At 59.1% G+C, this 19,353-nt stretch carries 17 protein-coding genes, 1 tRNA gene and 1 pseudogene; 10 read left to right on the forward strand and 9 right to left on the reverse strand.

Annotation, left to right across the window (positions count from 1 at the left end; translation table 11 throughout):
• The 4 genes from dxs to AD928_RS02900 all read right to left on the reverse strand — a co-directional run.
• A partial coding sequence (gene dxs / locus AD928_RS02885; RefSeq protein ID WP_062248124.1) for a 1-deoxy-D-xylulose-5-phosphate synthase occupies positions 1 to 1,406 on the reverse strand: 1,406 nt, incomplete at its 3' end.
• Between the two features lie 5 nt (positions 1,407 to 1,411).
• On the reverse strand, positions 1,412 to 2,350 hold the full coding sequence (locus tag AD928_RS02890; RefSeq protein ID WP_062248126.1) for a polyprenyl synthetase family protein: 939 nt from the start codon (positions 2,348 to 2,350) through the stop codon (positions 1,412 to 1,414).
• A 7-nt stretch (positions 2,351 to 2,357) separates the two neighbouring features.
• Entirely contained in the window at positions 2,358 to 2,612 is a 255-nt protein-coding gene (locus AD928_RS02895) for an exodeoxyribonuclease VII small subunit (RefSeq protein WP_373320526.1), read from the reverse strand.
• A 78-nt stretch (positions 2,613 to 2,690) separates the two neighbouring features.
• Positions 2,691 to 2,933, reverse strand: a complete 243-nt coding sequence (locus AD928_RS02900) for a sulfurtransferase TusA family protein (RefSeq protein WP_062248127.1) — start codon at positions 2,931 to 2,933, stop codon at positions 2,691 to 2,693.
• A gap of 112 nt (positions 2,934 to 3,045) precedes the next feature.
• On the opposite strand from AD928_RS02900, the gene AD928_RS02905 reads away from it, so the two are divergent.
• On the forward strand, positions 3,046 to 3,942 hold the full coding sequence (locus AD928_RS02905) for an ROK family protein (RefSeq protein ID WP_062248129.1): 897 nt from the start codon (positions 3,046 to 3,048) through the stop codon (positions 3,940 to 3,942).
• A gap of 43 nt (positions 3,943 to 3,985) precedes the next feature.
• On the opposite strand, the gene AD928_RS02910 is transcribed toward AD928_RS02905, so the two are convergent.
• Both AD928_RS02910 and AD928_RS02915 read right to left on the reverse strand, forming a co-directional pair.
• Positions 3,986 to 4,786 (reverse strand): RlmE family RNA methyltransferase, encoded by an 801-nt coding sequence (locus AD928_RS02910; protein ID WP_062248131.1) that lies wholly within the window; start codon positions 4,784 to 4,786, stop codon positions 3,986 to 3,988.
• Positions 4,783 to 5,913, reverse strand: a complete 1,131-nt coding sequence (locus AD928_RS02915) for a Ppx/GppA phosphatase family protein (RefSeq protein ID WP_082779603.1) — start codon at positions 5,911 to 5,913, stop codon at positions 4,783 to 4,785. The genes AD928_RS02910 and AD928_RS02915 overlap by 4 nt, the downstream gene beginning before the upstream one ends.
• 189 nt (positions 5,914 to 6,102) lie before the next feature.
• Here AD928_RS02915 and AD928_RS02920 point away from each other — a divergent pair.
• Positions 6,103 to 6,176, forward strand: a tRNA-Gln gene (locus AD928_RS02920).
• A gap of 140 nt (positions 6,177 to 6,316) precedes the next feature.
• Here AD928_RS02920 and AD928_RS02925 read toward each other — a convergent pair.
• Together AD928_RS02925 and AD928_RS02930 are read right to left on the reverse strand one after the other, a co-directional pair.
• Positions 6,317 to 8,500, reverse strand: a complete 2,184-nt coding sequence (locus AD928_RS02925; protein WP_062248133.1) for a TonB-dependent receptor — start codon at positions 8,498 to 8,500, stop codon at positions 6,317 to 6,319.
• Between the two features lie 87 nt (positions 8,501 to 8,587).
• Positions 8,588 to 9,043, reverse strand: a complete 456-nt coding sequence (locus AD928_RS02930) for a DUF2946 domain-containing protein (protein ID WP_233419911.1) — start codon at positions 9,041 to 9,043, stop codon at positions 8,588 to 8,590.
• Between the two features lie 323 nt (positions 9,044 to 9,366).
• Between AD928_RS02930 and AD928_RS02935 the strand changes: the two genes are divergently transcribed.
• Together AD928_RS02935 and ypfJ are read left to right on the forward strand one after the other, a co-directional pair.
• On the forward strand, positions 9,367 to 10,152 hold the full coding sequence (locus AD928_RS02935; RefSeq protein ID WP_062248135.1) for an ImuA family protein: 786 nt from the start codon (positions 9,367 to 9,369) through the stop codon (positions 10,150 to 10,152).
• Between the two features lie 103 nt (positions 10,153 to 10,255).
• The gene (gene ypfJ / locus AD928_RS02940; protein ID WP_062248137.1) at positions 10,256 to 11,125 is read left to right on the forward strand and encodes a KPN_02809 family neutral zinc metallopeptidase; all 870 of its coding nucleotides are present in this window, start codon (positions 10,256 to 10,258) and stop codon (positions 11,123 to 11,125) included.
• Positions 11,126 to 11,246: 121 nt separating this feature from the next.
• On the opposite strand, the gene pgm is transcribed toward ypfJ, so the two are convergent.
• Positions 11,247 to 12,893 carry a phosphoglucomutase (alpha-D-glucose-1,6-bisphosphate-dependent) gene (gene pgm, locus AD928_RS02945; RefSeq protein WP_062248139.1) on the reverse strand — a complete coding sequence of 549 codons (1,647 nt, stop codon included), beginning with the start codon at positions 12,891 to 12,893 and terminating at the stop codon, positions 11,247 to 11,249.
• A 358-nt stretch (positions 12,894 to 13,251) separates the two neighbouring features.
• Here pgm and AD928_RS02950 point away from each other — a divergent pair, with 358 nt between their 5' ends.
• From AD928_RS02950 to AD928_RS02975, 6 genes and pseudogenes are all read left to right on the forward strand, one after another.
• Positions 13,252 to 13,947 carry a GntR family transcriptional regulator gene (locus AD928_RS02950; RefSeq protein WP_062142339.1) on the forward strand — a complete coding sequence of 232 codons (696 nt, stop codon included), beginning with the start codon at positions 13,252 to 13,254 and terminating at the stop codon, positions 13,945 to 13,947.
• A gap of 124 nt (positions 13,948 to 14,071) precedes the next feature.
• Positions 14,072 to 15,358, forward strand: coding sequence for an allantoate amidohydrolase (locus AD928_RS02955; RefSeq protein ID WP_062248142.1), 1,287 nt, complete (start codon positions 14,072 to 14,074; stop codon positions 15,356 to 15,358).
• Between the two features lie 24 nt (positions 15,359 to 15,382).
• Positions 15,383 to 16,612 (forward strand): pyridoxal-phosphate-dependent aminotransferase family protein, encoded by a 1,230-nt coding sequence (locus AD928_RS02960; protein WP_062248144.1) that lies wholly within the window; start codon positions 15,383 to 15,385, stop codon positions 16,610 to 16,612.
• 34 nt (positions 16,613 to 16,646) lie between these two features.
• A complete protein-coding gene (locus tag AD928_RS02965; protein WP_062248147.1) occupies positions 16,647 to 16,832 on the forward strand; it encodes a DUF4089 domain-containing protein in 186 nt (61 codons plus the stop codon).
• Positions 16,832 to 18,196: an AtzE family amidohydrolase gene (locus AD928_RS02970; RefSeq protein ID WP_062248149.1), complete on the forward strand. Its 1,365-nt coding sequence runs from the start codon at positions 16,832 to 16,834 to the stop codon at positions 18,194 to 18,196. The genes AD928_RS02965 and AD928_RS02970 overlap by 1 nt, the downstream gene beginning before the upstream one ends.
• Positions 18,197 to 18,200: 4 nt before the next feature.
• Positions 18,201 to 19,217 (forward strand): annotated as a pseudogene (locus tag AD928_RS02975) (gamma-glutamyltransferase); the annotation flags it as partial.
• Positions 19,218 to 19,353: the final 136 nt, after the last annotated feature.

Raw genomic sequence — 19,353 nt, forward strand, 5'->3', positions numbered from 1 at the left:
TCAGACGGGGCCATGATGCTCATGCCCGGCAGGCAGCCCAGATAGGCGATGTCGAAGGAGCCGGCATGGGTCGCCCCGTCGGCCCCGACCAGACCGGCGCGGTCAATGGCGAAGCGGACCGGCAGCTTCTGCAGCACCACGTCATGCATCACCTGATCATAGGCACGCTGCAGGAAGGAAGAGTAGATGGCGCAGAACGGGCGGAGGCCTTCGGTCGCCATACCAGCGGCAAAGGTTACGGCATGCTGCTCGGCAATGCCGACATCAAAGAAGCGGTCAGGATAGTTTTTCGCGAACGCATCCAGCCCGGTGCCGGACGGCATGGCGGCGGTGATGGCGGCAATTTTGTTGTCGGTTGCTGCCCGACGCACCAGTTCCCGTGCAAACACGGAGGTGTAGGACGGCGGTCCGGCAGGGCCTTTTTTCTGCTCACCGGTAACGACGTTGAACTTGGCGACGGCGTGATACTTGTCCCCGGCCTTTTCGGCGGGCTGATAGCCATGCCCTTTTTCGGTCATCACATGCAGCAGGATGGGGCCGTTATCCGTATCGCGCAGGTTGCGCAGGATAGCGACCAGCTGCGGCAGGTCATGCCCGTCCACGGGGCCGACGTAATAGAAGCCCAGCTCTTCAAACAGCGTGCCTCCGGTAATCATGCCGCGGGCATACTCGTCCGCCTTGCGGGCGGTGCGTTCGACCGGGGCAGGGAGCTTCTTGACGACTTTCCCGGCCAGTTCGCGCAGGCCCATGAACTTGCGGGAGGACATAAGGCGAGAGAGATAGTTGGACATCGCGCCGACCGGCGGGGCGATGGACATCTCGTTATCGTTGAGGATGACGATCAGCCGTTCCGCACCCGGGCCAGCCACGGCGGCGTTGTTCATGGCCTCATACGCCATACCGGCGGAGATGGAGCCATCGCCGATTACGGCGATGACGCTGCGCTCATGGTAGGACGGGTCTTCTTCCGCGCGCAGATGGTGCGCCACGGCCATGCCCAGACCGGCAGAGATGGAGGTGGAGGAGTGCGCGGCCCCGAACGGGTCATACTCACTCTCGGACCGGCGGGTGAAGCCGGAGAGGCCGCCCGGCTGGCGCAGGGTGCGGATCCGGTCACGGCGACCGGTGAGGATCTTGTGCGGGTAGGCCTGATGGCCCACATCCCAGATCACCTTGTCGGCGGGGGTATCGAACACCGCATGCAGGGCCACGGTCAGTTCCACCACGCCCAGAGAGGCGCCCAGATGGCCACCGGTGGTGGAGACGGCGTCAATGGTTTCGGCCCGCAGCTCGTCCGCAATCTGCTTGAGCTGCTCGACCGAAAGATTCCGCATGTCAGACGGGTAGGTCACCCGGTCCAGAGCAGGAAAACGGCCAAGGGTGGGGATCTGGGGCTTGTCCGACATTCTTCTTAGTTCCTGCGTTCAATCACGTAATAGGCCAGATCTCGCAGGCGGTCGGCCTGCTCTCCAAACGGAGCAAGATCTTCAATGGCGCTTTTGGCCATGCGTTCTGCTTCGGCGCGCGCGCCGTCAATTCCCAGAAGGGCAACGTAGGTAGACTTGCCGGAAGCTTCATCCTTCCCAGCCGTCTTGCCCAGTTCTTCAGCCGTAGCCGTGGCGTCCAGCACATCATCCGCAATCTGGAAGGCTGCACCAATATTGGCACCATAGGAGCGCAGATGCTGCTGAAGTTCCGGTTTGGCCTGCCCGAGAATGGCTCCTGCTTCTGCCGAGTAGCGGATCAGGCAGCCGGTTTTCAGGGCATGCAGGTGGCGGACTTCTTCCAGCGGCAGGGCGCGGCCTTCGCCTTCCATGTCGATCATCTGACCGCCCACCATCCCGGCAGCGCCTGAGGCCTGCGCGAAAGCGGTGATCAGGGCGATGCGCACGGTCGTGCTCTCGTGCGTTTCGGCTTCTGCCAGAATTTCAAATGCTTTGGTCTGAAGAGCGTCACCGGCCAGAATGGCCGTGGCTTCATCAAACTTGCGATGGGTGGAGGGCTGACCGCGACGGAGATCATCATCATCCATGGCCGGCAAATCATCATGCACCAGGGAGTAGGCGTGCAGCATTTCAACGGAGGCCGCAACGCGGGCGGACTGGCAGTCCGGTACATCAAACAGGCTGGCGGTTGCCATGGCCAGATAACCGCGCAGGCGCTTGCCGCCGCCCAGCGTGGCATAACGCATGGCGTCAATCAGACGGGCATCGCCACCGCTGGTGGGCGGCAGAAGCTGGTCGATTGTCGCTTCAATCACTTTGGCGCGGGCCGCCATAGCCTGCTTGAGCAGCGGCCCATTGGCTGAGGAGTGCGTTTGGGAAGGGGCGATGGTTGTCGGGTCAGTCATCGACGTCTCAATCCATAGGTTTCATGGTCAACGATCCGTCAGACCGTTGCACGATCGCCTGAACGCGGGCCTCGGCCTCGCTCAGCTTGGTTTCGCAATGCTGGCGTAAGGCTGCCCCGCGCTCGTAGGATGCAATGGCCTCTTCCAGCTTGAGCTGGCCGCCTTCAAGGCCGCGCACAATCTTCTCCAGCTCGGAGAGTGCGTCCTCAAACGACAGAGACTTGATGTTATCCGACATGGCGCAGGTCTTCCTATCCGTCATGAGGGGCAGGCATTACTCCGATAAGCGTGGGTCTGCCAAGTCTTGCCGGGGTAGAATGCGCAATAAAACATACCGCCCTCACGGTGAGGGTATATCCGCACGGCGTCTGATGGTGAAGGACAGGGAGCCGTTTTCATCTGAAAACGCGACCAGCGCGTGGCCGGTTTCCCTGCAAAACACCTGAAAATCCACGATAGAGGACCGGTCTGTTGCCAGAACGCGGAGCTTTTCTCCCGCCTGCATGCCGCGCAAAAGACGGTTGGCTTTTAAAACCGGAAGGGGGCAGCCAAGCCCCCGCGCATCAAGAATAGCCTCATTCATGACACAGAGCCTTGTATAGAGAGAGGAAGATGTGTGATTGCATAGTTCACTAATTTATCCCATGCCGCAGGGCATATTAATCATTTGCCGGAAGAAGACGTAGGGTCGCTGTATGTCAGATTATCGTTTAGGAATCGATGTTGGTGGAACCAAGGTCGAAATAGCAGCCCTTGATTCCACAGGGGAAATCCTTCTGCGGCATCGTGTTGCAAATCCCGGTAATTACGATGATCTGCTCGTGACGTTGCGGGATCTCGTGGAAGAGGGACGTGGACGTACAAACCGGACGGCTACGGTCGGGGTCGGTATCCCCGGTGCCATTGATTCCCGCACAATGCGGGTCAAGAATGCAAATGCCACATGGCTGAACGGTCAGACATTCGGCAAAGATCTGGAGCAGGTGCTCGGCTGCCCGGTGAAGATAGAGAATGATGCCAACTGCTTTGCGCTGTCTGAAGCAGTGGATGGCGCAGCAGCGGGTCGCAAGATCGTCTTCGGGGTGATTCTCGGTTCCGGCGTGGGTGGCGGCTTTGTCATCAATGGTGAACCGGTGACAGGTCTGCATCACATTGCCGGCGAATGGGGGCATATCCCGCTTCCGTGGGTGCGGGAAGACGAATTCCCTATGCCGAAGTGCTTCTGTGGGAATGAGGGCTGTCTGGAGCGTTTCCTGTGCGGCCCTGCTCTGGCAGCCTCATGGAAAGGCGAGGGGCAACGCTGCGCAGATGGTATTGAAGAAGCTGCTGCTGCAGGCGATGTTGCTGCCATTAAAGCGCTGGATACGTATGTGGATCGGCTGGGGCGTGCCTGCGCGCTGGTCATCAACATGGTGGACCCGGACGCGATTGTGCTGGGCGGCGGCGTCTCAAACCTGAAGACGATCTACACCCGTGTGCCTGAAGTGATGAAGAAATACGCCATCACCCCGGAATGCCGCACGGAACTGCTGAAAAATCAGCATGGTGACAGTTCCGGCGTGCGTGGCGCTGCGTGGCTGTGGGGGAAATAACAGGCTGACCTGAGGCCTGCCTGCTCATTCCGTTCCGGCAGGTTCAGGTGTTGGCCTGAGCCTCTTTGAGGCGATCAGGCCGGAAGCCTGTCGCTACCACATAAAGTTCGCTAGAATCCTTGCGGCTGGCCGGGGGCTTGGCGTGCCGCACCAAAGTGAAGGCCTGCTTCATCACATCAAGGATGGCCTTTTCCGAGCCGCCCTGAAACACCTTGGCGACAAAGCCGCCGCCTTCCGCCAGAATTTCAAATGCAAAATACAGGGCTTCTTCAGCAAGCCCGATAATCCGCATATGGTCCGTCGGGCCGTGGCCGGTTGTATTGGGGGCCATGTCCGAGAGCACCAGATCGGCCTTGCCATCCAGCAGGCTGACCAGCTTGTCCGGCATCTCGGGGGCAGTGAAGTCGCCTTCGATGATCTCGGCACCCGCCACAGGATCAACCGGCAGCAGATCAACCCCGACAACGCGATTCGCACCACGTTTGACGGCCACCTGTGTCCAGCCGCCGGGTGCGGCACCCAGATCGACCACGCGCATGCCGGGCTGGATGAGGTGAAAACGGTCATCCAGTTCAATCAGCTTGAAGGCCGCACGGGAACGCCAGCCTTGCTTGTGGGCAGCCTGCACATAGGGGTCGTTCAGCTGGCGGGCCAGCCAGCGCTGCTGTGCGGTTGTGCGCCCGCGCGCCGTGCGAAGGCTGACGGATTTGGTGCGCATTGTGCGCGGGGCCGATGAGTCATCCAGAGAATGACTGGAGCCGGGGGCGCTGCTGCTGGTGCGGGCACGCCCCGGAACGCGGAGAGAAGTTGCTTTCCGGGGAGGCCCGGATTTTTTGTCGCTCATGAACCTGTTGCTTGAATAGGGTGCAGAAAAGGGATGGGGCCATTGAGCATGGGCGCTTTGTGGAGCCTTCTGGATGCAGATCCACTCTTGCGGATCATGCGCAGAACCATGCCATCCCGTAGGCCACGGTCTGCCACAATAATATCTTCCACCGGCCAGGTCTCGTGAATAGCCTCGAAAATGGCGCAGCCCGGCAAAACGAAGGGGGCACGATCCGGCCCGATGCACGGATGCTGTTCTATGCCTGCATGCCCCATATCCTGCAATGTCCGAACGGCCTTGCGGGCACTGGTGGCTGGCAGCTGTGAGCCATCAACCGCCGCACGAACATAACGGGGCAGGTTGAGCACAAGGCTCGCCAGAGTGGTGACGGTGCCACTGGTGCCAATGAAACGTGTTTGCTTGCGCCGAATTTCCGGGCCAATCCGATGCACGCCCTCAAAGTCCTGCAGGGCCGCCTTGGTGTGGTCCACCATCTTTTTATAGAGGCTTGGGTCGTCATGGCCGGTGCTGCCGAACTGCTCCGAGAGGGTGATGACCCCCACAGGCAGGCTCAGATAGCCAATCAGCTCATGCGTCTGACGGGGGGCGTCCACACGGACCCAGGCAATTTCTGTCGAGCCGCCACCAATATCAAACAGCAGCGCCCGGTTGCGCACAGGCCCGAAGCGCGGATTGTGCACAAGGTTGGCGCAGCTTTCTACCGCGAGGGAGGCTTCCTCCCGCGCGGAGATGATATTGATATGAAAGCCGGTCTCCGTCCGCACGCGGTTCAGAAAGTCTGATCCGTTCACCGCGCGGCGGCAGGCTTCCGTTGCAACGGCACGGATATTCTTGATGGGTCTGCGCCCGACACGTTCCGCACAGGCGCGCAGAGCGTCCAGTGTGCGTTCCATAGCGGGTTCGCCCAGTCGGCCTGTATGGTGAAGGCCTTCACCCAGCCGCACCATACGGCTGTAGCTATCAATAACGCGGAAGCCGCCAGCGGTTTGCGCCGCGACCATCAAACGGCAGTTGTTTGTTCCCAGGTCGAGCGCGGCAAACAGCTCATCTTCGGCAGAACGAGAGTAGGGTGAAGGATAAGCTGGTCTGTCCGGGCGGCCGGCCCAGGGGGGGATGCGATCCATCTGTCCGGTCCTTAGTAAGAGGTTGACTCATGTTAAGACTATTTTTGGGGAGGGCGGCCAAAGGAGCAAGACAATTATGTGACAAACCGACATTTCTTTTCGTTTAGGCACTTGCGCCCCCTAATTCACAGTGCTAGGAAGGCGTCACCGCAGCGGAGGCGGCTTTTTAAGCCTCCCGGTTCTCCTTGCTGGGAGATAGTTTAGCGGTAGAACTACCGGCTCTGACCCGGTCAGCCCTGGTTCGAATCCAGGTCTCCCAGCCAATCTTTCCCAAAAAATTATAGTCTTATATTGGGTTGCTCAGAGTGATATTCAACTCTGCGCTGTAAACCTGTGTTTAGACAGGTCACCCTGCCTTCCGATCTCCCATGAGGATGATCGCAAAGCAGGGCGCTGCCAGATTTCAGAAGGTCGCGCTCAGGCTCAGATTGAACGAGCGCCCTAAACCCGCGAGCGGGCTCAGAACCCCGGTGGCGCGATAGTCCCCCAGAGAAAGACCACCCAGCGGCAGATAGTATTTCTGGTTTAGAAGGTTCTCGATGCTGGCATCCAGTGTCAGCACCCGCCAGTGGTAGCTTCCGCCCAGACCCAGCAGGGCATAGCCGGGCGTGCGGGGCTCATTGCGCAGCCAGTCCACAGTGCTCTTGGCTTTAACAAGGGTGACCTCGACGCGACCCGTCCAGTTTTCATAGGTTTCATGCAGGCTGATGGAGCCGTTGGCGGGCATCTGATGATACAGGCCGGAGTGGGTCACCAGATCCTGCCCCCGCACCCAGTTCAGATTGGCTTTGAGCTCCCCTGTCCCAAAAGCCGGACTTTTCCAGAGTCTGACGAAGCCTGAGCTGTTGATGCCATAGCTCCGGGCATTGTGGTTGACGAACTGGAGTTTGGACAAACCGTTAGAGAGCGTGCCAATGCGCACCACATTTATATAGTTGTGGGTGTAGGTATAATAAGGCTGCACCTTGAGTTCCCACGCATCATGCACCGGATCATGCCAGGTGAGGGTGGTGCTGAGCGTATTGGCAATTTCCGATTTCAGATTCAGGTTGCCGACATACCCATTGCCGTCTCCAAACCAGCCAATCATCGTGGTGCTCATAGCGCCTTCGCCCCATGAGTAGCGCTCATACAGGCTGGGAGCGCGGCTTTTGCGGGCGTATCCACCCTCCAGCGTGAGGCTGTCGAGAGGTGTCCAGCGGGCCAGAGCTGTGACATCAAAATTGGTGTCGGTGCGTCCGCGAGAGGCCGCGTTAAAGCGTTGGGCAGCCATGGCGTCGGCCATGCTCATCATGCTGGTCCATGAATACGGGGCGACCGGACCGGTATTCATCATCACCAGATCATTCCGCAGTCCCAGCTCGGTGGAAAAGCGCGGCAGCCACTGGGCTTTCCATTCTATATAATGGCCGAGGCGGTCGCGGTGTCCCTGATTGATATTATGGAAGGTGTCAGGCCCCATCATCATACTGCCGCTCAGGGGCGGCCACCAGTCGTTCAGGCCATTATGGTCAAAGGAGCTACCCAGCCCGAGTATATGCTTCCGGCCAAGCGGAATGGTCGCCTTGATGGAATAGCCTGCCGTGCGGGTATCCGTATTCATCGGCATGCCGGTTGTGGCGGTATGGCCTCCTTTGTCGGCCAGCATGTTCATGGCGTGGTCGACCCGTTGCCAGAAACCGCGTGCCTCCAGCGTGCCCCAGTTGAAATCACCCTTGTATTTGCCATTCACAAAGGTGGAGCGGTTATTGGTCATATCCATGTACTGGTTGGGGAAACCCTCATAAGGGATATCTTGCTGACCGACGGTGAGCGCCAGCAGATGGTTCTCTTTTTTCACCCCAAGTGTCACGGCATGGTTGAAGCTGAGATAGCTGGTGGAGAGAACGCGCCGGCTGTTGCCTCCCGTGTGATAGTCGCTGGCATGGCTATATGAGCCGGTATAGCGCAGGCTTAGCCAGTCATTGGCGGTGGTGAGAGAGCCGGACGCGCCCGATCCGCCGCCATTGCTGCGATAATCCCCCCGGACATGGCCTGTCACGAGCAGTTTGGACGTGCTGGAAAAGATCGGATCTTTCCGATTGACCTCCAGCGTACCGCCGGTGCTGTCGCCACCCTGACTGACAGAGGTGATGCCCGCAATGGCGACGGCCGACGAGACGGCATCCGGGTCAATGTAAGACATGGCCGGATTCATATGGTTGGGGCAGGCGGAGGGAATGCGCATGCCATCGACAAAGGTCGCCACGCGCTCATCCGCCATCCCGTTCAGAACAGGCAAAGAGGAGACACCGCCAGCGGAATAGGCGCTATAGCCGAGACTGTGCCGGAACAGATTGGCCGTATCCGGGTTGGGGGACATGTGATGCCGGGTTCCGTTGACCGTCATCTGCTCTGTGGACGCGCTATCGGCGTCCTCGTCTGAGGTTGGCGTGGCTGGTACGGTTAAGGCTTCTGTTGAAACAGGTGTAGCGGGCAGACGGCTTTGAGCGTCCGCTGCGGATGGGCGGGCGACTGTGCAGGCCAGCGCGCAACCGGCAGCAAGCAGGCTGGTGCGCGCGGCATGCCGAACAAAAAGACAAGACATTGTGCTGAGACTTTCCTTGAAACGGAAACAGCCGACATCACAGGCGTTCAGGTGTCCTGAAGGTCTGCGTGTCAGCGCGTATCGTTTTCAGAGGAAAGCTGGTGGCCCCGTTGGTGGTGGCCGGAGGGCAAGAGCGAGAAGCGGCGGTGCGCGCGGCAGGAGCGTGCCATAGGCTGACTGAGACCAGGCAATCAGGATCAGGGCAGCAAGAAACGCGACACTGAAAATGACAACTGGCAGGTGCAGCAGCGGACAGAGTGGGCATGACCCATCATGATGATGGCCTGAATGCGGAGGCGCTTTGGCGTGTGCCATTTTCAGCATATGCCCGGCAGCCATGTGCATGACATGCGGGGATGCAGTGGGCTGATCTGGCCCGATCTGTAACCCGGTCAGCCGTTCAAATGTCACACGGGGTGCTTCATCCGGCAGAGCATTGCTTTGGAGAAAAAGCTGCCCGCAAAACCCCAGCAGAACGCAGCACACCATTAGCCAGCGACAAAGTGTCGCCAGTGCAAAGGGGGCTGAGTCTGAACGGCGCATGGGAAGAGTGTTCGCCTCTATTCCGGGAATATCCCCTTAAGAAAGCACCGGCAGGCGATTGTAAAGAGCATAATAATCATGCGTTTTATCTCCATAACCCCGGAGGGGTATATTCTGACTACTATGCACTTCAGGGTTCTGAGGGGGGGGTATTTTTCCGTTTTACTGACGCTAGTTCACCTCCTGTTTGAGGGACGCAAAGAGTATGAGTGGCCATAGGGTGGCGGTGGTTTGCATCAAGGGAGACCGTATGACGCGGGCAGAAAGCTCTTGAGTTCCTGTTTTGTTCTAATTATAAAAAGCGGAACAGGAGGGATGCACTCATGGCGTCATCACACTCGGATACACTGGATTTGCTGCGGGACCGGATTGCCCGGATGAACATCAGCCCTGCCAGTTCCATCACGCAACGGCTTTCCACGGGCGTTGCGGAAATTGATGCCCGTCTGGGCGGCGGGCTGGAAAAAGGGACAGTCCACGAATTTTTTGGAGCAGGGAGTGACCGACAGGTTTCAGCCAAACCTGCGCGTTTTGTGGCAGCCGTTCTGGCCCGCACGACAGGTGTGGTCATCTGGATTGGCGAGGAAACGCTCGATCTGTGTGTAGCAGGCGTTGAGCAGGCCGGTCTCAATCCGGGGCGGTTGATCTGTGTGACAGCGACGCAAGCCTCTTTTGTGGATTTATGTGAAGCCGTGCTGCGGGAGCCGGGCGTTGCCGCTGTGGTGGTTGATAGCCGCACAGCGCCAGACCTTGGCACAACGCGCCGCCTGCAACGGGCTGCGCATGAGCGCGGAGCGACCGGCTTTCTGCTCTATCGCTCAGCTTTTCTGGCTGGCTGTCCGTCACACTGCCTGAGTGCCACACGCTGGAAAATCGGGCCAAGCACGTCGTTCAGCCTCAGAGATAACCCTATTGGCGGCGCCTATGCGGCGGAAGAGCGGTGGTCGATTGAGATGCTGAGCCATCATCATGGTGGGGCGGCTGGCTGGGTGATTGATCCCGCCCGGTATGAGAGGCATCCTTTCTCTGTTTCGCCAGAAGAAAGCCCGCAACACGCCCAGGACGATAGAGAGCGGCGGTCGTGGTGGCGGAGCGCCTTACGCGCCTGAGTTTCTCACGAGCGAGGATGCTTTTCTTCTTGCCGTATCTGAAGCTGATCCATGCTAAGGAGCAGCGCATGATCGGACTATCAGGCACAGAAGGATAGAAAGCATGCGTCTGGATGATGAGCGGGAAAGCACGAATATTGATGACGAGCGTGGTTCCGGCGGTAGTGGTGGCCGTGCCCCTCTGAAGATCGGTATCGGCGGCATTCTGCTGGCGCTGGGGGCTTTGTATTTTGGAGTAGATCCCAAAATTGTTTTCAGCCTTCTGGAAGGGAGTGCGTCTTCCGGTAATCAAAGCGCGGTTGTCGCGCCGCAGCAGCCTGTGCAGGGACCGGATACGCAGAAGCAGTTTATTGCCCGTATTCTGGGGTCAACTGAAGATGTCTGGACATCCTATTTTCAGCAGATGGGCCGCACGTATCATGAGCCCAGACTGGTGCTGTTCTCAGGCGGCACGCAGTCTGCCTGCGGATATGCGCAAACGTCTGTGGGACCATTTTACTGCCCGGCAGACCACAAGGTTTATCTGGATCTCGCCTTTTTTCAGGAATTGAAAAACCGGCTGGGTGCCGGGGGTGACTTTGCGCGGGCTTACGTGGTGGCGCATGAGGTCGGGCATCATGTCCAGAATGAGCTTGGGATTATGGCGCAGCTTGAAAAGCAGAATGGCGGCATGAGCGAGCGCGGCGCGACGGGGGCTTCTGTCCGGACTGAGCTACAGGCGGATTGTTTTGCCGGGGTCTGGGCCAAGCGGGCGAATGACGCAAAGAGCATCCTGCAATCGGGCGATGTGCAGCAGGGGCTGAATGCGGCCTCCGCTGTGGGGGATGATCGCCTGGAACGGCAGGGGCAGGGCTATGTTGTGCCAGATAGCTTTACGCACGGTACATCCGCCCAACGCGTCAACTGGTTCAGCCGAGGGCTGCAAACTGGCGATATCCGGCAGTGCGATACGTTCAGCGCGCCGGCGCTTTGAGCACAGGAAGCTTCTGTAGTCAAAAGCAGAGGAAACGAAGAACTATTTATTAATGTTCTGCGGATCTGAAATTAGCAAGCGCCTGTTTCTTTCAGTCTGGAAGGAAACAGGCGCTAGTTTTTTAAGCCTCAAAAACCTTGGAAATAGCCTCCTGCGCTTCCGTCTGGATAGCGTGCAGGTGTTCTTCGCTTTTGAAGCTTTCGGCGTAGATTTTGTAGACGTCTTCCGTGCCGGAGGGGCGGGCGGCAAACCAGCCGTTTTCCGTCACCACTTTCAGGCCGCCGATGGGGGCGTCATTGCCCGGAGCGCGCGTGAGCTTGCTGATAATCTTGTCTCCAGCCAGCGTTTCCAGCGGAAACTGCTCCGGTGAAAGCTTGCTCAGCTTGGCTTTCTGTTCGGCATTGGCCGGGGCATCAATGCGCGCGTAGAACGGCGTGCCCAGACGTGCACTGAGTTCGCGATACTGCACGCTCGGGTTTTTGCCGGTTTTCGCCGTAATTTCAGCAGCCAGCAGGCCGAGGATGAGGCCGTCCTTATCTGTGGTCCAGACGGTGCCATCACGCCGCAGGAAGGTCGCGCCCGCGCTTTCTTCACCACCAAAGCCCAGTGAGCCATCCATCAGGCCCGGCACAAACCATTTCAGCCCGACAGGCACTTCCACCAGCTTACGACCCAGATCTTTCGCAACGCGGTCAATCAGCCCGCTGCTGACCAGCGTTTTGCCTACACCCAGTTCCGGGTTCCAGTCGGGGCGGTTGCGGAACAGGTAGGAGATAGCAACAGCAAGGTAATGGTTGGGGTTCAGCAGGCCATCCGGCTTGGCCACAATGCCGTGGCGGTCGGCGTCAGTATCGTTTGCAAAGGCCACGTCAAACTGGTCGGCCATGCCAATCAGGCTCTTCATGGCGTAAGGGGAGGAGCAGTCCATACGGATCTGGCCGTCCCAGTCGGCCGTCATGAAGGCAAACTGCGGATCTACCGTTTCATTCACCACCGTAGCGTTCAGGCCGTAGCGCTCAATAATCGGCTTCCAGTAATGCACAGCAGCACCACCGAGCGGGTCAATGCCGATTTTTACGCCGGCATCCCGAATGGCCTTCATATCAATGACGGAGTCCAGATCAGCCACATAGGGGGTAATGTAGTCATACCCTTTGATGCAGGCGGCCTTGCGAGCTTCCTCATAGGGAAGGCGCTTCACATCCTTCAGGCCATCAGCCAGAAAGCCGTTGGCCATGTCCTGGATGGCTTTTGTAATGGCGGTATCCGCCGGGCCACCGTTGGGCGGGTTGTATTTAAAGCCACCATCGGACGGCGGATTGTGGGATGGGGTGATGACGACGCCATCCGCCAACCCTGTCGTGCGGCCTTTGTTATAGGTCAGAATTGCGTGAGAAATGACGGGTGTGGGGGTGAAGCCATCATTCTCGTCCACGCGCACATCCAGCCCATGGGCTGCAAATACTTCAATGGCAGAACGCTGAGCCGGGCCGGACAGAGCATGCGTATCCATGCCAACAAATAGCGGGCCATCAATGCCTTCAGCCTTACGGTGGCGGCAGATCGCCTCGCAGATGGCCAGGATATGGCCCTCATTGAAACTGGTGTGGAAGGAAGATCCGCGATGCCCGGAGGTGCCAAAGGAGACGCGCTGGGTCGGGGTGGAGACATCAGGCTTGCGGTCATAATAAGCTGCAATCAGAGCCGGGATGTCGGTAAGCTGGGACTGATCAAGTGTCTTGCCAGCAAACGGGCTGAGTGAGGCCATCGCTTCAAAAATCCTTGTAGAACCTGGGGTATCAACGGTCTGCCAATACGCTTTCTGTCAGGAGGAAAGCGTGTGTCCGGTGGGATGTCCAGAGCGGAAAGGGCGTTTCCGCCGGTCTTGACTAATAAAAAATTTCCTAACGGTAATTGTTTTCTTTTATTTAGCAAAGATGCGTTTCTGAGAAGGGCTCTGGAAAAGGCAGACAAACGAGAGAAGACCTATCAAACACGAGAGTCTGGCCGGAATGAGGCTTTGAAGAGGTGCAAGATCTGTCTGTCTTGCGGGCCCGCTCTGTATATAAGAAGAGAATGCTGATGAACCGGAACGATCCCTGAGCACTATGACGGACAAAAACCGCATGACCCTGACCGCACTCCCTGATGAGGGCTCATCTTCCAGCCGGATTGAGGATCGCATTGTCTATGCCGCGCTCTCTGGCCAGATCGCGCCGGGCGAGCGACTGGGGGAAAAGGATCTGGCGGAAATCTTCGGGGTGTCCCGCACGCTGGTGCGTGAGGCCATGATGCGCTTACAGGCCCGTGGCATTGTGCAGGTCTCCTCTCGCCGGGGCTGGTTTGTGATTGAACCTACCGAGGAAGAGGCCCGCCATACACTGGATGCACGCCGGGCGCTGGAAGTGGGGATGCTGGTCACGCTGGGGAAGGGCGACGCCCGCGTCATTCAGGCTTTGCGGGAACATGTTCAGGCGGAACAGGCTGCTATCGAGAAAGATGACAGAGCCGCACGCAGCTATTTGCTCGGACATTTTCATGTCTGTCTGGCGGAAACGCTGGGCAGTCCGGTGCTGGCGGCTTTGTTGCAGGATCTGACAACGCGTACCGTGCTGATTGCGGCCCTCTACCAATCGTCTCACGATGCGTGTGAATCCAGCGGCGAACATGAGCAGATTATTGATGCGCTGGAAGCAGGCGATGTGCCGGAAGCGGCCCGCTTAATGGATGCGCATTTGCGCCATGTGGAAAACGCACTGAACGAACGGCATGTGCGCACCCGGCTGAAAAACCTGAAATCTGCGCTCGGTCGCCCCGATTAAACACCAATCAAAGCATCCCTCCTGAGCATGACATGCGGAAGGGGGTTGCAAGACCTTTTTCTTGTATGCAAGATTGTATGCGAACTGCAACGACCTGTGCCATTGCAGGCAGGAGCTTCTTTTTATGATGTCTTCAGACTGTTCGGATACCGCCAGCCTTTCAGCGCTGCCTCCGGGAGGACACCGTGCCGTTGCCCGGTGTGATGCGCTGGGTGTGGCACCCTATTCTGAAGAAAAAGACCAGCTTTTCCGCCCGTATCTGAGCGCATCCTATCGCGCGACTTGTGATTGTATTGCTGGCTGGATGCAGTCTGCGGGCATGAAAACCCGCCTTGATGCAGCGGGGAATCTCGTCGGGCGCTATGAGGGGCTGACACCAGATGCTCCGGCTCTGCTGATAGGCTCCCATATTGATAGCGTGCGGGATGGCGGCCGCTATGACGGCATGCTCGGTGTGCTGATGGGTGTGGAACTTGTTGCACACTATGCCGCGCAGGGGCGACGCTTTCCGTTTGCGCTGGAAGTTATCGGGTTTGGGGATGAGGAAGGCTCACGCTTTCCTGCTGCCATGCTGACGTCTCGCGCTGTGGCCGGGCTTCTTAAAGAAGTGCCTGCCGATATGCAGGATGCGGCAGGTATTACCCTGCAGGACGCTCTGGCCGCAGAAGGTCTGGCGCTGGAACGCATGCCGGAGGCGGCGCGTAAGCCAGAAGAAATCCTTGCTTATCTGGAAGCGCATATCGAGCAGGGGCCGGTTCTGGAGGCTGAAAACCGTGCCGTTGGCGTGGTGACGGCTATTGCCGCGCAATATCGCTTCCGTGTGCGCATGAAAGGTGTGGCAGGTCATGCTGGCACTATGCCCATGACCTTGCGGCAGGACGCTCTGGCTGCGGCGGCTGAAGCAGTTCTGGCGATTGAAAAAATCGGTCAGTCTGGCCCGTCTGATCTGGTCGCCACAGTTGGCCAGCTGACTGTGGTGCCGGGTGTGCCAAATGTCGTGCCGGGGGAAGTGATTTTCAGCATTGATGTGCGGGCAGGCGATGCCGCAGTGCGCAATGCCGCTACCGCAGAAATCCGCACAGCGCTGGAGGCTCTGGCAGCCCGGCGCAAGGTGACGCTGGAGATCAGCTTGCAGCAGGACCTGCCCGCAACGCCGTGTGATGCCGCGCTGACCGCCATGCTGAGTGAAGCCGCCCAGAGCGTGACGGGCACTGTGCCACGCAGAATGGTCAGCGGGGCAGGGCATGATGCCATGATCGTCGCAGCACTTGCCCCCGTCTGCATGCTGTTTATCCGCTGTGAGGGCGGGATCAGTCACAACCCGGCAGAAGCCGTGAACCCGTCGGATGTGGAGCAGGCCTTTCAGGTCATGACCCGTTTTATTGAAGATTTTGCCGGACGTCGTCCGTAACGTAACCAAGGAAAGACCTGTGTGATGGCAAACGATTTTTTTGGCCAGATTGACCCGCCGCAGAGGCTTTTGATGGGACCGGGGCCAGTTAATGTGCATCCGCGTGTGCTGCGGGCCATGGCGGCGGACATGCTGGGCCAGTTTGACCCGGAAATGACCACCTCCATGAATGAAACCATGGCGCTGTACCGTCAGGTTTTCATGACGCAGAACCGCTGGACCTTTCTGGTGGACGGCACGGCACGTGCGGGGATTGAGGCTGCTCTGGTCTCTCTGGTGGAACCGGGCAGCAAAATCCTGATTGTGCGGGCCGGGCGTTTTGGCCTGCTGCTGTCTGAAATTGCCGAGCGGATTGGCGCGGAAATCTGCACGATTGATCTGCCCTGGGGTGAAGTGGCGACGCTGGAGCAGATTGAAGAGGCATTAATCGCGCATCGCCCGCAGGTTTTTGCCTGTATCCACGGTGATACCTCCACCACCATGGCGCAGCCGCTTGAAGGTGTGGGCGCGTTGTGCCGCAAATATGATGTGCTGTCCTACGTGGATGCCACGGCAACGCTCGGCGGCATGCCTGTTGCGGTCGATGCGTGGGGCGTGGACGTGGTCTCCGGCGGTTTGCAGAAATGTATGGGTGGGCCTCCGGGTTCTGCACCCATCACCATTTCTGACCGTGCGGCAGAGCACATCATGGCGCGCCGGCATGTGGAAGCCGGAATTCGTAGCGGGGATATGGCAAACGGCAGCCGCGCGCGTATCCCCTCCAACTATTTCGATCTGGCCATGGTGATGGATTACTGGTCGGAAAAACGGCTGAACCATCATACGGAAGCCACCACCATGCTCTACGGAGCGCGAGAAGCGGCCCGTGTGATGCTGGAAGAAGGGCTGGATGCGCGCTTTGCCCGGCATAAGGCTGCCGGTGCCGCCATGGTGGCCGGACTGCGGGCCATGGGGCTGAAGGTGTTCGGGAATGATGCCTATCGCATGACCAACGTAACCGGGGTGTGGATCCCGGAGGGTGTGGAAGGCGAGCGGGTGCGTCAGCGTATGCGTGATGATTTCGGTATTGAAATTGGCACAGCGTTTGGCCCGCTGGCGGGCAAGATCTGGCGCATCGGGGCCATGGGCTACAATGCCAAAAAGCACAATGTTTTGCTAACACTTGGGGCTTTGGAAACCTGTCTGGCGGCAGAAGGCTATGCCGTTAAACGCGGTGCAGGTGTGGATGCCGCTCTTGCAACGTGCCAGAACTGATATCGCTATCGAAACAGACTGACAGGAGGGCGACATGAGCGAGAAAGACAACACAATCGCCAGACTGGAGGCGACGGCTGCCTGTCTTGATCTGACAATTCCGGAAGCCTGCCTGCCGGGCGTAGTGGCCAACACACATCTCTTGCAGGGCTATGTCGATCTGATTTGCGGCATGACCCTGCCTGATACCTGTCTGCCTGCTTATGAGTATCGCCCCTGATGACGTCCCTAATCGACATTGCACATCGTATCCGGGCGGGTGAAGTCTCTGCCGTCCAGATTGTTCAGCAAACGCTACAGACCATTCGGGAGCGGAATAGCGTCTATAACGCTGTTACGCGCCTGCTGGATGAGCGCGCTCTGAAAGCGGCCGCCGAAGTGGATGCGTGTCTTGCCCGGGGTGAACAGGTTGGTCCACTGGCCGGGGTGCCGTTTGGGGTGAAGGATCTGTTTGATCTGGAAGGTCTGGTTACAACCGCCGGATCTGTTGTTCTGAAAAACCAGCCCCCTGCCAAGCAGGATGCGGAAGTAGTGCGTCGGCTGTGTGCGGCAGGTGCTATTCCCGTTGCAACCCTCAATATGGATGAGTTCGCCTACGGGTTTGCGACCGAAAACGCCCATTACGGCACGACCAGAAACCCCCATGACACGGCGCGTCTGGCGGGAGGGTCTTCCGGTGGGTCCACGGCTGCGGTGGCGGCGGGACTGTTGCCGCTCACACTAGGGTCTGACACCAACGGCTCCATTCGTGTGCCCGCCTCGTTGTGTGGGGTCTGGGGGCTGCGGCCCACGCAGGGGCTTCTGCCATTGCAGGGGGTCTATCCGTTTGCTGCCAGTCTGGATGTGGTCGGGCCGTTTACCAGCACCAGTGCTGATCTCGCCTGTGCGTTTGAAGCACTGAGCGGCCAGTCCGTTGCCACGGATCAGGACGTCTCCGGTTTGAAAATCGGACGTCTGGACGGGTGGTTTGCACAAGATCTGGCGCCGGAACTGGTGGCCAGCATGGATCGGCTTCTGGATGCGTGTGCCGATGTGCGCACGGTGACACTGCCAGAGGTGGCGCGGGCGCGGGCCGCATCCTTCGTCATCACGGCGGCGGAAGGCGGAGCGTTGCATCTGGGCCGCCTGCGGACGCAGGCCATGGCGTATGATCCGGCAACGCGCGACAGGCTGATGGCAGGGGCGTTGCTGCCCGCCATGCCGATTGTGCATGCGCAGAGAATACGCTCATGGTTCCGGGATGTGCTGCATGACACCTTCCGGGAGGTGGATATTCTGGTAGCACCGGCCACAACGGGTGTGGCACCCCGGCTGGACCAGCCGACGATCACGCTTGGTGGCAAACAGGTTTCGGCACGGGCTAATCTGGGCCTGTTCACCCAGCCTTTAAGTCTTGCGGGCATGCCTGTTGTGGCGGCTCCACTGGCTCCTGCACCGGGGAAACCCGTCGGCTTGCCGCTCGGTGTGCAGTTGATTGCAGCACCGGGGAAGGAAGCAACGCTTCTGGCCTTTGCGCAGGCGATGGAAAAAGTCGGCTTACTGGGCTTTCCCTGTGCTGATGCAACTCTGAACACACAGGCCTGATCTCATGCTGCATACGCCCCGCTCAACCCGAGGGATGGTCACATCACCGCATCATCTGGCCAGTCAGGCCGGGCTGGATGTGCTGAAGGATGGCGGCACGGCGCTAGACGCTGTGATTGCGACGGCAGCTGCATTGGCCGTGGTCTATCCGCATATGACGTCCATCGGGGGCGATGCCTTCTGGCTGATTATGTGGCCGGATGGGCGCACGGAAACCATTGATGCCTGTGGGGCGGCGGCGGTCAAAGCTGATCTGGCGTTCTACCGCAACGCAGGCCACGCCGTAGTGCCTTGGCGCGGCGGAGCAGCGGCTAACACCGTAGCGGGAACCATTTCCGGCTGGGGTGAGGCGCACCGGCTTTCTCAAACCTACCATGCCCGGCAGCAGACGCAGGCGTTGTCGCTGGAGCGGCTCTTGCGTGACGCCATCTGGTATGCGGAAGTTGGGGTGCCGGTGACGGCGGGGGGCGCAGAGGTTGCCGTTCAAAAAGGGGCCGAATTGCGCTCAGTGCCCGGATACGCGACGGTGTTCGAGCCGGAAGGCCGCCCGCTACGGGATGGCGATATTCTGAAAAATCCGGCATTGGGGCAGACATTGCGGACGCTGGCCGCAGAAGGGCCGAATAGTTTTTATACAGGCTCTCTGGCGCAGAGCGTCGCGGCTGATCTTGCCGCAGCTGGCAGCCCGCTTTCTGCGGCTGATCTCGCCGCTCATGCCGCCATGCTCCGTGAGCCTCTTTCTGTCGGGATTACCGGGGCGACGCTCTATAATATGGCGCCCCCGACGCAGGGTGTCGCGTCTCTTCTTATTCTGGCGCTTTTTGACCGGCTACGGGTGCAGGAGCCGGAAAGCTTTGCCTATTGGCATGGATTGGTTGAGGCGACCAAGCAGGCGTTTCGTTATCGGGACACCCATGTGGGTGACCCGGCTTACATGACGGTTGAAGCCCAGCATACGCTGAGCGACCCGGCAGTGCTGGACCAGATGGCCGCTGCCATTGACCCACAGGGTAATCCCCCCATTTTTAGTGGGGCATTGAATGAGAATTCAGGCAGCTGTTTTTAGTTTCTGGGCGGGGGTTAGCCCGCTGTTCCCCATGTTGGGTCTGTCATGGTTATATGTCCAGAGCCATTGTGTTGCGACCTCCTGCACGTCC

The organism is Acetobacter cerevisiae, assembly GCF_001580535.1.
Classification (GTDB): Bacteria; Pseudomonadota; Alphaproteobacteria; order Acetobacterales; family Acetobacteraceae; genus Acetobacter; species Acetobacter cerevisiae.

Excerpts from the sequence above, each read along its gene's own strand:
- AD928_RS02905 (WP_062248129.1), top strand. The coding sequence starts at position 3,046 with ATGTCAGATTATCGTTTAGGAATCGATGTTGGTGGAACCAAGGTCGAA.
- ypfJ (WP_062248137.1), top strand. The coding sequence starts at position 10,256 with ATGCGTCTGGATGATGAGCGGGAAAGCACGAATATTGATGACGAGCGT.
- AD928_RS02895 (WP_373320526.1), bottom strand. The coding sequence starts at position 2,612 with ATGACGGATAGGAAGACCTGCGCCATGTCGGATAACATCAAGTCTCTG.
- AD928_RS02955 (WP_062248142.1), top strand. The coding sequence starts at position 14,072 with ATGATGTCTTCAGACTGTTCGGATACCGCCAGCCTTTCAGCGCTGCCT.
- AD928_RS02900 (WP_062248127.1), bottom strand. The coding sequence starts at position 2,933 with ATGAATGAGGCTATTCTTGATGCGCGGGGGCTTGGCTGCCCCCTTCCG.
- AD928_RS02910 (WP_062248131.1), bottom strand. The coding sequence starts at position 4,786 with ATGAGCGACAAAAAATCCGGGCCTCCCCGGAAAGCAACTTCTCTCCGC.
- AD928_RS02950 (WP_062142339.1), top strand. The coding sequence starts at position 13,252 with ATGACCCTGACCGCACTCCCTGATGAGGGCTCATCTTCCAGCCGGATT.
- AD928_RS02930 (WP_233419911.1), bottom strand. The coding sequence starts at position 9,043 with ATGCGCCGTTCAGACTCAGCCCCCTTTGCACTGGCGACACTTTGTCGC.
- AD928_RS02925 (WP_062248133.1), bottom strand. The coding sequence starts at position 8,500 with ATGTCTTGTCTTTTTGTTCGGCATGCCGCGCGCACCAGCCTGCTTGCT.
- AD928_RS02935 (WP_062248135.1), top strand. The coding sequence starts at position 9,367 with ATGGCGTCATCACACTCGGATACACTGGATTTGCTGCGGGACCGGATT.
- AD928_RS02965 (WP_062248147.1), top strand. The coding sequence starts at position 16,647 with ATGAGCGAGAAAGACAACACAATCGCCAGACTGGAGGCGACGGCTGCC.
- AD928_RS02970 (WP_062248149.1), top strand. The coding sequence starts at position 16,832 with ATGACGTCCCTAATCGACATTGCACATCGTATCCGGGCGGGTGAAGTC.
- AD928_RS02890 (WP_062248126.1), bottom strand. The coding sequence starts at position 2,350 with ATGACTGACCCGACAACCATCGCCCCTTCCCAAACGCACTCCTCAGCC.
- AD928_RS02960 (WP_062248144.1), top strand. The coding sequence starts at position 15,383 with ATGGCAAACGATTTTTTTGGCCAGATTGACCCGCCGCAGAGGCTTTTG.
- pgm (WP_062248139.1), bottom strand. The coding sequence starts at position 12,893 with ATGGCCTCACTCAGCCCGTTTGCTGGCAAGACACTTGATCAGTCCCAG.
- AD928_RS02915 (WP_082779603.1), bottom strand. The coding sequence starts at position 5,913 with ATGGATCGCATCCCCCCCTGGGCCGGCCGCCCGGACAGACCAGCTTAT.